Origin of the sequence: Paraburkholderia sediminicola (assembly GCF_046027825.1) — a bacterium.
Classification (GTDB): domain Bacteria; phylum Pseudomonadota; class Gammaproteobacteria; order Burkholderiales; family Burkholderiaceae; genus Paraburkholderia; species Paraburkholderia sediminicola_D.
This window is the reverse complement of record NZ_JAQQDU010000006.1, coordinates 111,817-127,103: the sequence shown is the minus strand read 5'-3', so window position 1 is coordinate 127,103 and position 15,287 is coordinate 111,817. Positions and strand designations below refer to the sequence as shown.

At 62.9% G+C, this 15,287-nt stretch carries 14 protein-coding genes; 9 read left to right on the top strand and 5 right to left on the bottom strand.

From position 1 onward, the window contains the following. The first annotated feature begins 399 nt into the window (after positions 1 to 399). The 7 genes from PQQ96_RS05200 (at position 400) to PQQ96_RS05170 (ending at position 6,907) form a co-directional block, all read left to right on the top strand. Positions 400 to 1,494 carry an ABC transporter substrate-binding protein gene (locus tag PQQ96_RS05200; protein WP_408289675.1) on the top strand — a complete coding sequence of 365 codons (1,095 nt, stop codon included), beginning with the start codon at positions 400 to 402 and terminating at the stop codon, positions 1,492 to 1,494. A 5-nt stretch (positions 1,495 to 1,499) separates the two neighbouring features. Continuing rightward, positions 1,500 to 2,495 (top strand): ABC transporter permease, encoded by a 996-nt coding sequence (locus tag PQQ96_RS05195; protein ID WP_408289760.1) that lies wholly within the window; start codon positions 1,500 to 1,502, stop codon positions 2,493 to 2,495. Beyond that, on the top strand, positions 2,492 to 3,382 hold the full coding sequence (locus PQQ96_RS05190; RefSeq protein ID WP_408289673.1) for an ABC transporter permease: 891 nt from the start codon (positions 2,492 to 2,494) through the stop codon (positions 3,380 to 3,382). The genes PQQ96_RS05195 and PQQ96_RS05190 overlap by 4 nt, the downstream gene beginning before the upstream one ends. 49 nt (positions 3,383 to 3,431) lie before the next feature. After that, positions 3,432 to 4,505: an ABC transporter ATP-binding protein gene (locus PQQ96_RS05185; RefSeq protein ID WP_408289671.1), complete on the top strand. Its 1,074-nt coding sequence runs from the start codon at positions 3,432 to 3,434 to the stop codon at positions 4,503 to 4,505. Between the two features lie 102 nt (positions 4,506 to 4,607). Continuing rightward, positions 4,608 to 5,432 carry a transporter substrate-binding domain-containing protein gene (locus PQQ96_RS05180; RefSeq protein ID WP_408289668.1) on the top strand — a complete coding sequence of 275 codons (825 nt, stop codon included), beginning with the start codon at positions 4,608 to 4,610 and terminating at the stop codon, positions 5,430 to 5,432. Between the two features lie 66 nt (positions 5,433 to 5,498). Then, complete coding sequence (locus tag PQQ96_RS05175) at positions 5,499 to 6,248, top strand: amino acid ABC transporter permease (protein ID WP_408289666.1); 750 nt, start codon at positions 5,499 to 5,501, stop codon at positions 6,246 to 6,248. A gap of 2 nt (positions 6,249 to 6,250) precedes the next feature. Next, positions 6,251 to 6,907 carry an amino acid ABC transporter permease gene (locus tag PQQ96_RS05170; protein ID WP_408289663.1) on the top strand — a complete coding sequence of 219 codons (657 nt, stop codon included), beginning with the start codon at positions 6,251 to 6,253 and terminating at the stop codon, positions 6,905 to 6,907. Positions 6,908 to 7,058: 151 nt separating this feature from the next. On the opposite strand, the gene PQQ96_RS05165 is transcribed toward PQQ96_RS05170, so the two are convergent. Genes PQQ96_RS05165 through PQQ96_RS05155 form a run of 3 tightly spaced genes read right to left on the bottom strand, consistent with a single transcriptional unit; the run spans position 7,059 to position 11,058 of the window. Continuing rightward, complete coding sequence (locus tag PQQ96_RS05165; RefSeq protein WP_408289660.1) at positions 7,059 to 8,339, bottom strand: c-type cytochrome; 1,281 nt, start codon at positions 8,337 to 8,339, stop codon at positions 7,059 to 7,061. 18 nt (positions 8,340 to 8,357) lie between these two features. After that, positions 8,358 to 10,601 carry a xanthine dehydrogenase family protein molybdopterin-binding subunit gene (locus tag PQQ96_RS05160; RefSeq protein WP_408289656.1) on the bottom strand — a complete coding sequence of 748 codons (2,244 nt, stop codon included), beginning with the start codon at positions 10,599 to 10,601 and terminating at the stop codon, positions 8,358 to 8,360. A gap of 1 nt (position 10,602) precedes the next feature. After that, positions 10,603 to 11,058, bottom strand: a complete 456-nt coding sequence (locus PQQ96_RS05155) for a (2Fe-2S)-binding protein (protein WP_408289654.1) — start codon at positions 11,056 to 11,058, stop codon at positions 10,603 to 10,605. Positions 11,059 to 11,497: 439 nt separating this feature from the next. Here PQQ96_RS05155 and PQQ96_RS05150 point away from each other — a divergent pair, with 439 nt between their 5' ends. Beyond that, entirely contained in the window at positions 11,498 to 11,896 is a 399-nt protein-coding gene (locus PQQ96_RS05150) for a hypothetical protein (protein WP_408289651.1), read from the top strand. A 451-nt stretch (positions 11,897 to 12,347) separates the two neighbouring features. After that, positions 12,348 to 13,166, top strand: a complete 819-nt coding sequence (locus PQQ96_RS05145; RefSeq protein ID WP_408289648.1) for an alpha/beta fold hydrolase — start codon at positions 12,348 to 12,350, stop codon at positions 13,164 to 13,166. Positions 13,167 to 13,320: 154 nt separating this feature from the next. Here PQQ96_RS05145 and PQQ96_RS05140 read toward each other — a convergent pair whose 3' ends face one another. Next, positions 13,321 to 14,271 carry a peptidoglycan DD-metalloendopeptidase family protein gene (locus PQQ96_RS05140; RefSeq protein ID WP_408289758.1) on the bottom strand — a complete coding sequence of 317 codons (951 nt, stop codon included), beginning with the start codon at positions 14,269 to 14,271 and terminating at the stop codon, positions 13,321 to 13,323. Positions 14,272 to 14,791: 520 nt separating this feature from the next. Then, positions 14,792 to 15,208: a hypothetical protein gene (locus PQQ96_RS05135; RefSeq protein WP_408289645.1), complete on the bottom strand. Its 417-nt coding sequence runs from the start codon at positions 15,206 to 15,208 to the stop codon at positions 14,792 to 14,794. Positions 15,209 to 15,287: the final 79 nt, after the last annotated feature.

Here is a 15,287-nt window from a genome sequence, read left to right as displayed (position 1 = left end):
ACCAGAACCGAGCTTTCCTCATACCTCCGCGCAGGTCCCACGCGCAAAACAATCATGGACGTTAACCCCGATACACCACTGGATTGGCGTTCCCACGGATCGCAGCGAAGCCGCCGCTAGCGCCACACGACAACCAGCCCATGAGATTCCGTCATGCGCTCCATGCGCATATTTCGTTTGTTGGGGGATTTTGGCAAACCTAGAGTGCATCCACACGCAACGCATCCGGTATCGCGTGAGTTTAGGTACTTGAGGGGTTGAGTACTTGAAGTTGAGTACGGCAGGCAGCGCACATGGGCGATGCAGCGGCAGCGGCAGCGGCAGCGGCAGCGGCAGCGGCAGCGGCAGCGGTCAGAGCGACACTCACCAGGCAACAGGCGTTCAACACAGGAGACCGCCATGCAAGAGATCAAACGGGGTAGAAGGCAGGCCATCAAGGCGATCGGCGCGGCACTCGCGGCGTCCACGTTGCCGATGCCGTTCGTCAATCTGCGAGCGCAAGAGCACAACTTCTCAGGCAAGACGCTGCGCTTGCTGACCTGGTCGGACGACACCGGCGCCGCTGCATTGCGCAACATCGCAGCCACGTTCATGGCGAAGACCGGCGCGAAGGTGATCGCCGACCGCGCCGACGGCACCTCCGGCATGGTCGCCAAGGTCAAGGCCGCGGGCGATCGCCCCACGTACGACGTCATCACGCTGGCCGGCGTCGGCGCGGCGGGTCTCGGTGACGCGGGCCTGCTGATGAAACCCGATCTCGACAAGCTGCCGAACCTGAAAGACGTCGCGCCGCAATACCGCACGGGTGCGAGCGGCTTCGGCGTCGGTTATCTGCTGTGGTCGGACGGTTTGATCTACAACACGTCGACGGTCAAGACGGCACCGTCTTCGTACGAAGCATTGTGGGACCCGAAGTACGCCGGACGCCTGTTCCTGCCGCCGCCCGAATGGGCCGAAGCCGTAGACCTCGCGATCATCGCCGCCAAGATGAACGGTGGCTCGCAACAGAACATCGAGCCCGGCTTCAAGAAGTTGCTGGAACTGAAGGATCGAGTGATGACACTCGGCGAGAATCCGAACCAGGTGGCCGATCTGTTCCGCACCGGTTCGCTCGATATCGGCGGCATCTACTCGCCGGCCTTTTTCCCCGACCAGATCCGCAAGCCCGAATACAAAATGGGCGTGACCTACGGCATGAAGGAAGGCTTCGCCACGCAGCTCATGTTCACGGTGATCCCGAAGTCGCACCCGGCTGACAGCGATCTGATCCACGCCTTCATCAACCATTCGCTCGATGCCGGCGTGCAAGGCCGCATGGCTGCCGACGTGCTGAACGGCCCGGTCAATTCGAAAGCGGTGATTCCCGCCGAGAGCCGCGCGTTCGTACCGAGCCCGCAGCAAATTGCCGAGAAAGCTGTCCTGCACGACGACAAGTCGCTCGCCGCGGTGCAAGCGGCGTGGATCAAGCGCTACACCGAGATCTTCGCGGCATGACCACGATGCCCGCGCGCTTTTCGCGGCGTGCCTCGTCGGCGTCGGACGCTGGGTCGGGTGACGCATCGGGTGATGCGTCGGGCGCAGCTTCCGGCACGGCCGGCACCCCCGGCACCACATCCGGCGCGCCGGACGACCCGGCGTCCACGGCACTCGCGAAAGCGCGTCCGTGGCTTCTGCTCGCGCCGATCCTGCTATTCCTCGCCATACTCGGCGCGGCAGCGCTCGTCGTGCTCCGTATGAGCTTCGGCACCCAAGGCAATGAATGGCACGGCTTCACGCTGCAAAACTACGCCGACCTCCTCGACGGCTATTTCCTGAAGTCGTTGTGGCTCACGTTGAAGCTCGCGTTCCAAAGCATGGTTTGCGCGGTGCTGCTGGCCATCCCCGTCGCCCTGGCGATGGCGCGCACCCAGTCGCGAATGGCGCGGCGGCTGTTGCTGGCGGGCGTGCTGCTGCCCTTGCTCGTCAATCTGCTGCTGCAAGGTTATGGCTGGCTGATCATTCTCGGCCCAGCCGGCCTGCTCAATCACGCGCTACTCGGCAGCGGCCTCGTCGACCGCCCGGTGATGTGGCTGTATCGCGAACACGGCGTGTTGCTCGGTTTGATTCAGACAGCGTTTCCGCTGGCCGTACTGCCCTTGTCGAGCGCGATGCGCGCGGTCTCGAGCTCGTATGAAGAAGCCGCAGCCACGCTCGGCGCAACGCGTTGGCAAACGCTGCGTCACGTGTTGCTGCCGCTCGCCATGCCGGGTCTCGTGTCCGGCGCCCTGCTCGTGTTCGCCTACAACGCCAGCGCCTTCGCCGTGCCCCTGCTGCTCGGCGGACGCCGCGTGCCGATGCTCGCCGTGCTGGTCCACGACCAGGTCGCGCCCTTGCTGAACTGGCCTGCCGCTTCCGCATCGGGCGTCGTATTGATGATCGCGACGCTCACCGTGATGGCGTTGTCGCAGCGCCTCGTGCGCCGGACGCAACATCTTGCCGAGGAGCCTCACGCATGAGCACGCCGATCCAGACTCCGCGCCTGACGCGTCCCCCGCGTTCACCGCTTCTGCCGCGTTTGCCAACCACCATGCCCGGCCAGCTCGGCAAGGCGACTGCGCTGCTCGCCGCCATCGTGCTGTTCCTCGCCGCGCTGCCGATCCTGACAATGATCACGATGTCGTTCAGCGCCGCCGACACGCTCGAATTCCCACCGCACGCCTACGGCTTGCATTGGTACCGTGCGGCGTGGCACAGCTTCGTCTCGCCGGATGCAAGCGACTCGCTCTCCATGGGCGCCGCGCTCAGCACGAGCCTGACCGTCGCGCTCTCGACGATGGTCATCGCCACGCTCGTCTCGGTGCCCGCCGCGTACGCACTGAGCCGCTACCGCTTTCGCGGCAAACCCGCGGTCGAACAACTGGTGGCGTTGCCGCTCGTCTATCCGCTGGTGATGCTCGGCTTGTCGCTGTTACTGGTATTCAACGTGCTGCCGGTCGAACTCGGCGTGTTCCGCCTGATCATCGCGCATGTAATTCTGGCGCTGCCGTTCACCGTGAAAAATTGCGCGGCGTCGGTGGCCTCGATCGGACCTGAGTTCGAGGAAGCGGCCTGCGTGATGGGCGCGAGCCCGAGCCGCGCGCTGATCGACGTGATCCTGCCGCTCATGCGCCCAGGCATTCTCGCCGGCATGCTGTTCGCGTTCATCATCTCGTTCAACGAATTCACAGTGACGTTCTTCCTGTACGGCATCGACACGATGACGCTGCCGGTGTGGCTCTACAGCCGCACGGTGTCGTCGCTCGATCCGACCGTGTTCTGTTTCGCCGTATTCATCGTCGCGATCGACTTCGCGCTGATCTGGCTGCTCGAAAAGCTGATCGGCGACGAAGGGGTGGCGCTTTGAGCGCCCTTTCGATTCGCGCTGCGTTGACGTCTTTTTGCTGGAGCATTCGATGACCCATCTGACCTTGCAGGCCGTGACCAAGCGCTTCAACGCGGCCTATGCCGTCGACAGCGTCGATCTGAGCGTGCCCGACGGCAAGCTGGTGTGCTTTCTCGGGCCGTCCGGTTGCGGCAAGACCACGCTATTGCGGATGATCGCCGGGCTGGAAACGCCGAGTTCGGGCAGCATCAACTTCGCTGGCCGCGACATCACGCGTCTGCCCGCCAACCAGCGCGACTTCGGCATGGTGTTTCAGTCGCTCGCGCTGTTTCCACATATGACGGTCGCGCAGAACGTCGCGTATCCGCTCAAGTTGCGCAAGACCGCGAAAGACGCCCAAGCGCGTCGCGTCGCCGAATTGCTGGAGCTGATCCAGTTGCCGCACATGGCGAACCGGCCGGTCACGCAACTCTCCGGCGGCCAGCGGCAACGCGTGGCGATTGCCCGCGCAATCGCATCGCAACCGAAACTGCTCCTGCTCGACGAACCGCTCTCCGCGCTCGACGCCAAGCTGCGCGAAGCGATGCAGGTCGAGATTCGCCTCCTGCAACAGCGTCTCGGCATCACGACGATCATGGTCACGCACGACCAGCGCGAAGCGATGACGATGGCCGACGAAATCGTCGTGATGGAGAAAGGCCGGATTGCGCAAGTCGGCAAACCGCTCGATATTTATCGCGACCCGGTCAGCGAATTCGTCGCTGACTTCATCGGGCTCGGTAACATCCTGCCGGTCACCTACGACGGCACGGGCGGCGTTAGTCTGCCGGGCGGAAGGCGCATTGCCGTTGCGCAACCGGCACGGATGCCGGAGTCCAACAGCGATATCCGTCTGCTCATCCGGCCGGAGGACGTGTGCGTCAAATCGGCGTCTGCCGATGCAGGGCCGAACCGGCTCGCGGGTACCGTGACTTTTATCCGCGACGTAGGGGCGTCGCTCGAAGCGACGATCGATTGCGCGGGCTTCACGCTGACTGCCGCGACCACGCCACGCGAAACGCCGGGGCTGGCGCTCGGCATGCCGGTGCTCGCGGAATTGCCACCGCACGCGTGCAAACTGATCGCTGCCCGCGCGGCGCATTGAAACGCGCCGTGAAGCGTGTCACTGCGGTACGCCAATGAAGCACTGTACTAAAGCGCTCGCAGCACCTTATTCCAAGACCGAGTTTTCGACAGAGGAAAGACCATGAATCAACCCCACGTTGCCCAATCGAACGCACGCCGCGTCTTTGCCACCCTCGCCGCGACGCTCGCCTTCACCGGCCTCGGCGCACTGTGCGCCTTTCCGTCTGCCGCGCATGCCGATGCGCTCGACAGCATCGCCAAGTCCGGCACGGTCCGCATCGGCGTATTCGAGGACTATCCGCCGTTCGGCTCGATCGGCCCGGACATGAAACCGATGGGCTACGACATCGACGTCGCCAACCTGATCGGCAAGGCGCTCAACGCCAAGGTCGAACTGGTGCAGGTGACCGGCGACAACCGCATGGCCTACCTCGCCGACCACAAAGCTGACATGCTGCTTTCAGTCGGTCAGACGCCTGAACGCGAAAAGGTGATCGACTTCTCGCAGCCTTACGCGCCCTACTACCTCGCCGTCTTCGGTCCGAAAACGCTGCCCGTGAAGAACGCCGCCGACCTCGCCGGCAAGTCGATTTCGGTCGCACGCGGCACGCTGGAAGACCTGAGCGTGACCAAGATCGCACCGCCCACGGCGAACATCAAAAGGTTCGATGATCCTAACGGCGCAATTTCGGCGTTTCTTTCTGGTCAGGTACAGTTGATGGTAGTCGGCAACGACGTCGGCGCAACCATTCTCGCGCGTCATCCGGCGAACGATCCGGAGCAGAAATTCGCGCTGTTCAGCTCACCGGACCACGTCGGTTTGAACAAGAACGAGCCGCGTCTGAAGCAGAAAGTCGACGAAACGATTGCCAAGGCCCGCAAGGACGGCACCATGAACGCGATTTCGCAGAAATGGCTGCGTGCGCCGCTGCCGGCCGACCTCTGAACCTTTATTGCGTGGACCGGCAGACCGGTCCACGCCGGAGTTTGACCTCACGATGAGCGCCACGCCATGACTTATGCGTTCGATTTCAGCGGCTTCGGCCTCTATGCGGGGTTGCTCGCGCGCGGCGTCGCCGTCACGCTAGGGCTCACCGCCGTGTCCACCGTGCTCGGCGGTCTCGTCGGCATAGGCGGCGCGAGCATCGCGGTGGCCGGACCGAAGTGGGCGCGCTGGGTGGTCGCGACTTACGTCGAGTTGATCCGCAACACGCCCTTCATCGTGCAGTTGTTCTTCATCTTTTTCGGCTTGCCGAGCCTCGGCATTCATATCGACGAGGTACAGGCCGCGATTCTGGCGATGACCGTCAATCTCGGCGCCTATGCGATCGAGATCGTGCGCGCCGGCATCGATTCGATTCCGCGCGGCCAGGTGCAGGCGGCGCAAGCACTCGGCCTGCATGGACGGCAAGTGTTTCGCTACGTGGTGCTGCCGCAGGCGATCGCCAACGTATTTCCCGCGCTGCTGAGCCAGGTGCTGATCGTGATGCTCGGCTCGGCGGTGGTCTCGCAGATCTCGGTGCCCGATCTGACCTACGCAGCCAACTTCATCCAGTCGCGCAACTTCCGCTCGTTCGAGAGCTACGTGATCATCACCGCGACGTATCTGGTGTTGTCGATCGTGTTACGGCAACTCATGAACCGGCTGGGCCGCAACCTCTTCGCGGGTCGCGCGGCTCGCGGCGGCAGCGACAGCGCGCCGCGTAACTGGCGCACCCGCCTGATGTGGCGCGGCGCCCGCACTCTGCCGACGGAGCGTTGATCATGGTCGAATTCACGCTGTGGGATATCGCCCGCAATCTGTTGCTCGCCGCCCGCTGGACGGTGTTGTTGTCGCTGATCGCGTTTGCCGGCGGCGGCGTTGTCGGGCTGATTCTGCTCGCGATGCGCGTGTCGCCCTTGCCTTGGCTGCGACGGATCGTCGTGGTGTATGTGGAAGTGTTTCAGGGCACGCCGTTGCTGATGCAGCTCTTTCTGGCGTTCTTCGGCCTGCCCTTGCTGGGCGTCGATGTTTCGCCCTGGGTTGCGGCAACTGTCACGCTGACGCTTTACACCAGCGCGTATCTGGTCGATATCTGGCGCGGTTGCGTGGAAGCCGTGCCGCGTGGTCAGTGGGCCGCGGGGGCGAGTCTGGGCATGACGTTCAGCCAGCAATTGCGCTACATCATCTGGCCGCAGGCGCTGAAGATCGCCGTGGCGCCGACGGTCGGCTTCCTCGTGCAGGTGGTGAAAAGCACGGCGCTCGCGTCGATCATCGGCTTCACGGAACTGACCAAGACCGGCACGATGATTACGAACGCCGCATTCCGCCCGTTCCCGATCTACGGCATGGTCGCGATGATTTACTTCGCGATGTGTTTCCCGTTGACCTGGTATGCGCGCGTGCTGGAGAAACGTGCGAAGGTGGGGCAGCACCGCTGACTTGCCGTTGGCTGTTCTTTGCTGCGATCGATCGATTCCTTGCCGCACTGAACGGTTCCGGAAACGCTGAGTAGCGCCCAGACGCATTCCCCCAAAAAAAGCGGCAACCGTTTCATCCGGTTGCCGCTTTTTCATTGCCACTGCGATTTGACTACCTCGCCGCCTGCGTCGACTTCCGCAATGTCGCCACCTCACCCGGCGTGACTGCCGGCCCACCGTTATTCCACCCGGCCCGCACAAAGGTCAGAACATCGGCGATCTGCTGGTCGTTGAGCACCAGCGCGTACTTCGGCATCGGATACGGCGCGGGGATGCCGTCGATCACCAGATCCCCCGTGCCGTTCAACGTCACGTTAATCAGCGACGACGGATCCTTCTGGAGCACGTTCGGATTCCCCGCCAGCGGCGCCAGCATCGGCGCAAAGCCGCGTCCGTCGACGCCATGGCAGTGCATGCAGTACGCCGTATAAACACGCGCACCCGCATCGTTCGCGGGACGGTTCAGGGACACCTTCGTCGCCTGTGGATCGTATTTATAAGGCGGCGCGCCACTGCCGCCTGCCGGGGGTAGCGACTTCAGGTACGTGGACATTGCGGCGATGTCAGTATCGTTCATGCCCTGCGTGCTGTTGTTGATCACGCTGGTCATCGAACCGAATGCCGAAGCATGGCGATTGGCACCGGTTTTCAGGAACGCCTGCAGGTCCTGATCGTTCCAGCGCCCCAGCCCGACGTTGTGCTCACCGGTCAGGTTCGCCGCGAACCAGCCGTCGAGCAGTCCGCCAGTCAGGAACGCGTTGCCGCTTTCATCCAGCGCCTTCTCCTGGAACGCGATGCCGCGCGGCGTATGACACGAGCCGCAGTGCCCGAGCCCCTGAATCAGGTACGCACCACGATTCCACGCGACGTCCTTGCCCGGCTTGTCCTGATAGACACCCTTCTCCAGGAACACCATGTTCCAGAACTTCAACGGCCAGCGCATGTTCAACGGCCATTTGATGTCCGGCTCGCGGTTCGCCTGCTGCACCGGCGCCACGCCGCTCATGAAGTACGCATACAGCGCCTTCATGTCGTCGTCGTTGACCTTCGCATACGACGGATACGGCATCGCCGGATACAGGTTGTGACCGTCTTTCGCGACGCCTTCGCGCATCGCTGTCGCAAAGTCCTCTTCCGTGTAATTGCCGATGCCCGTTTGCTGATCCGGCGTGATGTTGGTGGTGTAGATCTGACCCATTGGCGTGGTCATCGGCAGGCCGCCCGCGAACGGTTTGCCCTTCGGCGCCGTATGACAGGCGACGCAATCGCCGACCTTCGCCAGATAGGCGCCGCGCTGCACCAGTGCCTGATCCGCTGCTTGCGCCGGGGCTTGCGTCAGGAAAGGTAACGCCACGCACAGCGCCGCACCGAATCCCTTGAGTGTGTTGTTCATGTTGGGCTCCAGTCAGGCTCAGGCGGTTTGCAGTTGGCTGCCGACCGGCAATTGCCGCAGCCGCTTGCCGGTGGCCGCGTAAATCGCGTTCGTCAGCGCGGGCGCGAGCGCCGCCGTGCCCGGCTCGCCAATGCCGCCTGGCGCCTCGCTGCTCTTCACGATATGCACCTCGATAGGCGGTGCTTGACCGATCCGCAGCATCCGGTAGTCGGTGAAGTTGTTCTGCTCCACGCGGCCGTCCTTGATCGTGATCTCGCTATAGAGCGCAGCCGTGATGCCGAAGATGATGCCGCCCTGCACCTGCGCTTCGATCGTGTTGGGATTCACCACCATCCCGCAATCGACCGCGCACACGACACGTTTGACGGCGACCTCGCCCTGATCGACCGCCACGTCGACGACCATCGAGAAGAAGCTGCCGAACGCATGCATCACCGAAACACCGCGCCCCTGGCCCTTCGGCACCGCGCTGCCCCAATTCGCCGCCTGCGTGGCGGTATTGAGCACGTTCAGCGCGCGCGGCGTTTTGCCCAGCAGATCCTGACGGTATTTGACCGGATCGACTTTCGCCTGCGCGGCGAGTTCGTCGATGAAACTCTCGACCACGAAGGTCCCGCGCGTCGGCCCCACGCCGCGCCAGAATGCGGTGGGAACCGCATGCGGCTCCTGCCGCACATAGTCGACCAGTTGATTCGGCAGGTCGTACGGCAGGTCCGCGGCCACCTCCACGGCATCGGGGTCGAGCCCATGCTGGAAAGCCGGCGGCGCAAAGCGCGCCATGATCGACGAGCCGACAATCCGGTGCTGCCATGCTATCGGTTTGCCGTTCGCGTCGAGTCCGGCGGAGATCTTGTCGTAGTAGTACGGCCGGTACATGTCGTGCTGGATGTCTTCCTCGCGCGTCCACAGCACCTTCACCGGCGTCGACACCTGTTTGCCGATCTTGACCGACTGCGTGACCATGTCGAACTCGAGCCGCCGGCCAAAGCCACCGCCAATCAGATGGTTGTGCACCACGATCTTGTCAGCGGGCAAACCGGTGACGGCAACCGCCGCATCCACCACCCGCGTCGGCACTTGCGAGCCAAGCCAGATATCGCAGCCGTCGGGCCGCACGTGCACCGTGCAGTTGATCGGCTCCATCGTGGCGTGCGCGAGGAACGGTTGCTGATAGACCGCGTCGACGCGTGTCTTCGCGTTTGAAAACGCGTTGTTCACGTCACCGTCTTTACGCGCCACCGCACCGTTGCGCTGCGACGCATTGGCGAGATCGTCGACGATCTGCTTCATCCCGATCTGCGCGCCCGCGCCTTCGTTCCATTTGATATCCAGCGCCTGCAAACCACGTTTGGCGGCCCACGTGTGATCGCCGATCACGGCGACGGCGTTATCGAGCTTGACGACCTGGCGCACGCCGGGAATCTTCTTCGCGTTGGTATCGTCGACGCTGGCGAGCGTGCCGCCGAACACCGGGCAATTCGCGATGGCCGCGTAGACCATGTCGGGCACGCGCACGTCCAGTCCGAACATAGCCGTGCCGTCCACTTTCTCCGGCGAATCGAGGCGCTTGACCGCGGTGCCGATCAGCTTGAAGTCTTTCGGGTCTTTCAACGGCACGTTCTGCGGCGCGGGCAGTTTCGCCGCGGCGTTCACCAACTGTCCGTAACCGACGCTGCGGTTGCTGGCCACATGAATCACCTGACCGGCTTCTGCATGACAGCTTGCCGGATCGACTTGCCATTGCTGCGCGGCAGCGCTGATCAGTACGGTGCGCGCGGTCGCGCCGGCACGGCGCATCGGCTCCCAGGCGTAGCGGATCGACGTCGAACCGCCGGTGAGCTGGCCGCCGAGCAACGGGTCCATGAAGAGCTTTTCGTTCGGCGGCGCGTGATCGAGCGTGACCGATTCGAGCGGCACTTCGAGCTCTTCGGCGATCAGCATCGGGATCGACGTATAGACGCCTTGCCCCATCTCGACCTTCGGAATCACCAGCGTGACTTTCCCCGCCGTGTCGATCTGGATGAAGGCGTTCGGCGCGAATACGCCCGTTTGCGGCGCCTCATCCCCATCGCCGCCGATCACTGATTTGCCGGCCTTCTGGTCCTGACTGACAGCCGGCATGCTGAAGCCTAGCAGCAAGCCGCCGCCTGCCGCCGCACCGATCGTCACGCCGAACTTCAGAAAAGTGCGGCGCGAAATACCCCCTGCACCGCCCTTCGACGGCTGTGCGCCGTTTTGTGCATCAAGCAATCCCTGGGACATGTCAGGCCCCCTTCGCGGCTTGCTTGATCGCCGCGCGGATGCGGTTGTACGTCCCACAGCGGCAGATGTTGCCGGCCATGGCGGCGTCGATATCCGCATCAGTCGGGTTGGGATTGCTCGCGATCAGCGAAGCCGCCGACATCACCTGCCCCGACTGACAGTAGCCGCATTGCACAACATCCAGTTGACGCCACGCCTGCTGCACCTTCTGGCCGGCCGGCGTGTTGCCGACCGCTTCAATGGTGGTGATTTTCCTGTCGCCGACAGCTGCCGCCGGCAGCACGCACGAGCGCACCGCGACGCCATCGAGATGCACGGTGCACGCGCCGCATTGGGCAATGCCGCAACCGAACTTGGTGCCGGTCAAGCCGACAAGGTCGCGTAACACCCACAACAGGGGCATGTCCGGCGGCGCGTCGACCGTAAGAGTCTGGCCGTTTATGTTGAACGTTGTCATGGGCGGCTCCGAGTGGGGTTTATTGTTTGTGAGGCTGTTTAGACAGAGACGTCGAACCAAAACGCAAAGACTTGCCCTGTTTATTCGACAAGCCGTGCTAATAGGCAATGCGGCTACAGTTCAATGACTACAGTAGATCAGGCGCAGCGCGAGTGCGCTGGAAGGGATCGGGAAATTGTAGTCGTGGATAAAGAAGTTCGCTGACAGCGCGCCCATGTCCGCAGCGTGTCCGCGCGAAAAGAAACGTAGCGCCGCCTTTGTTGGAAGTGAAACGATATTCAAATCAATGCGTTACCATTGTCGTATTGGCTTGAGCCGGCGCCTGTCGCGTCCCCGCCTCATTCTTATTGAGGCATCCTCGAGCGATTTTGTTAGCATGGATCTGGCTTCACCTGATCGCCCGGTTTGATCCGGCATGACTATCCGAAGGAGCGGCACGATGAACGACCAGCAATGCACTCAATTCCTCTCGGAGATTCGCAGACCGCTATTGGCGCTGCATAAGGCGATTCTCGATCACGAACGCGCGTCGTACGAAAAGGAATTCGGCCCCGTGACGCCGGCGGCCTTCCTGCAAGTGCTCATCAACGGCTCGGCGTTCCGCTGGCTCACACCGCTCTCCACGGTGATCGCAAATGTCGACGAGATTCTCGACGACAAGGAAGCGGAGGCCGCCGACCGGCTCGCCGCAGTCGAAGCCGTGACTGGCCTCTTTTCTCCCGACCAGCCCGACAACGCGTTCCTGCCGCGCTACTTGCCGCTCCTGCAAGCGGACCCGGCGATCCTGCACCACCACGGGCAGGTCTCGCAATTGCTGCGCAGCGCTGAAGCGAAGTAGCCGGCGGCCGGTGACTTCGCCTGGCGCTTCGTTAGCGTTAGCCGGAGGCCGTCGCTGTGGTGGAGCGCGGCATCCGGTATTGATTGCGCCTTCGGCTCCCGAATTCGCTCACCCTTGCCACGCGCACGCTTTGGTCGATCATGCGTCGTTTCGTTGAATAACGAATCGACGCGTCCTCTACGATTACCAGGCTTCCCGAATCCAGCCAACAAAAAAACACCTTATTTCAAGGTGATTTATTCTTGTTTCGTAACGGTGCGCGCGATCTGCGCAGCTCACCGTTCAATCCGGCGACGCCGCGAGTCACACTCTGTTGAATTTGCCTGGCTTTGCGGAATAAATCAAAGGTGAGCTTTTGCGGGAGGCTTTCTGAGAATGCTACGACAAGCCGGTCAGCGCGCTTTGGCGCGCCCTGCTAAGGTAAGCAGACTTTCTCGCGACGCTCATCACCATGCAAAACTGGCCGCTTCCCGAAAGCTATACGTTCCGTCATCAAACCGTGCGTTTTCGCGTGACCGGCAACGGCCCGCCGCTGGTGCTGGTTCATGGCACACCGTTTTCTTCGTATGTGTGGCATCGCATCGCCCCACATCTCGCGCAAGTTCGCACCGTGTATTACTACGATCTTCTTGGCTACGGCCAATCCGAGCAACGCGACGCTCAGGACGTCTCGCTCGGCGTGCAGAACGTGTTGCTCGCGGAATTGCTCGTGCATTGGCAACTGACGAATCCGGACGTCATCGCGCACGATTTTGGCGGCGCGACTGCCCTGCGCGCGCATCTCATTGACGGGTGCGACTATCGCAGCCTCACGCTGATCGATCCGGTTGCCGTCGCGCCATGGGGTTCGCCGTTCGTGCAGCACGTGCGCGAACACGGCGCGGCCTTCGCCGGGCTGCCGCCGTACATCCACGAAGCGGTGGTGAAGGCATACGTGCGCGGCGCCATCGCACGCGACATTCCGGATGAGGAACTCGCGCCTTATGTGACGCCGTGGCTCGGCGCAACGGGACAAGCCGCGTTCTACCGACAGATCGCCCAAATGGATCAGCGCTACACCGACGCGGTCGAAACACGTTATTCGCAGATGCGTTGCCCGACGCAAATCCTGTGGGGCGAAGACGACCAGTGGATTCCGCTCGAGCGCGGCCGGCAACTGGCGGCAGTCATACCCGAGGCGCGCTTTCAGGCAGTGCCCAAGGCCGGTCATCTGCTGCAGGAAGATGCACCCGAAGCGATCGTTGCGGCGGCGTTGCGGTGGTTCGATTGAAGACGCAGCCGATGGCCGACCGGTTCCTTACCGGATCCAGGACGCGTGGATGTGACAAGGCAGCGCCCCCGGTCAATGACTGACCGGGGGCGCTGCTGGTGTAGAAGGCACGAAAATCGCCGGCTAGTGCCTAACTGCAGGCCTAACCACGAGCCTAGCCACGGCCCTGCGGCAAATACGGCATCGGATCGATCGGCTTGCCGTCGCGGCGCAGCTCAAAGCCCACGGAGACGCGCGAGTTGTTTTCATCGCCCATCTCGGCAATCTGCTGGCCTTGCCGCACGATGTCGCCGATTTTGACCAGCAGCTTGCGGTTATGCGAGTAGGCGGTCAGAAAGTCCTTGTTGTGCTGGACGATGATCAGACTGCCGTAGCCATTTAGCCCCGTGCCGGCGTACATCACCTTGCCGTCGGCCGCGGCCCGCACCGGATCGCCCGCCTTGCCGCTGATTTCGATGCCGCGCGTTTCGCCCGGCTGGAAAGCTTCGACGACGCTGCCACCCGCAGGCCATGCCAACGACACGCCGTTCGCATGCCGGGAAGTCTCCCGCGCGACTTCGCGCACCTCGGCGGCGCTGGGCGCCGGTGATTGCGCGGCGGACTGAGCCGATGCCTGCGCGCTGGCTGCCGCGGACGCCTGTTGCGCGGCGAGGGGAACAGCGGGCGCGGACGCTGCTGCAGCTTTCGCAGCGGCGGCTGCCGCGTTGGCCGCATTCACCGCCCGCACCGTTTCCGGCGAAGCGACGCGCAGCACCTGTCCGTGCTTCAACCGCGAGGAAGACTTGAGGCCATTCCACGCCTGCAACTGCCTGACAGTGCAATGATGATGCTGCGCGATGCGCGCCAGCGTGTCGCCACGCTTGACGCGATACACCAGGGGCGGCGCCTTTTTAAGCGGCGTGCCATCGTCAGCGCTGAGCTGGGCCGACGGACCTGCGATCGCATCGGAAGCCGGTGCTGCAGCCGCTGCCGGCACACCGGACGCAGCCGATGCCGCGCCAGTTTGCGCGCCCTGCTGTCCCACATTCGCACAACCGTTGACCGCCAGCGCGACCCACACGCCAGCCAGACTGGCCATCATTGTTCTGTCGAAACGCTTTCCCAACATATTCGACTCCTGCTTTTTTATTGGCGGACCGAGTGCTGCCCTGTCACGTGCGATGCGCGCGTTCTGACGAAGCGCTGCTTTCTTTCGCGACACAGCGAGGCCGCCTCGTGCGGCGCCCACTCGTGCCCTGCCGTCCAACCCAATCCTTTTCGCCTTCCCATATGCCCGGACGCCGGATGCCCGGATGCCCTATAACAGGCGATCTCCCGCGAAAAGGGCCAGATTACCGATTAAAATTCACGCGGAATTGTAAAGTGCGTTTTGCAAAAAACGTCCCGCCCCACACGTTTTGATACAAACCTTACGCACGGTGTTGCAGACACAGTTGTGTGTGCAACCAGCAAAGGCTCGTAAACGGCTGCGCCGCCGGACGACCGGAAGCCAACGTTTGCTTATCGGCAAAACGTTGCGAAAACTTGAATTGCCGGTACTCGAGACGATGAGCAAGGATGGGGACATGGGCAGGCGAGCGGGCGGACAGGCGTGCGCCCGCCCGGCTCGCAGCGACCGGCCTGACCTAGCTGTAGGTATGACCTTGATACTGCACGTAGCCGACCGGGTGATGGGTGAAGTGCAGCACCGGCAGAACGGGATTGTTGTTGTCGGCGGTGGGATAGGCGCTGGCTTCGGCGATGTATTCGCCTTGCGCCTCGATCGGCTGCCCGACTTGCAGTCCGGGGATTTGCTGCGCGAGCCCTTCGCTATCGCCGTAGCGCACGGCGACGAATACTTCGGTGCCGACCAGGTTCTGCGTTCCGCCTTCGAACTTCACGACCGTGTTGATCTTGATGACGAATTGCTGGTGCTCAGCGGCGTGGTGAAATTCCGGGTTGAGGAACACCTTGCTGATCGTGCCCTGTACGCAAGCCAGCGGCGCGCCCAGCGAATGAGGGTCACTATGATGCGGAAGAGTCTGCGTTGCGAGATTACTCATGAAGTCTCCGTGAAGGGCATCAGATTGGTCTACGGCGAAACGTAGCGCGCGCCGCCGGGCGGTAGCGGCGCGATACCGT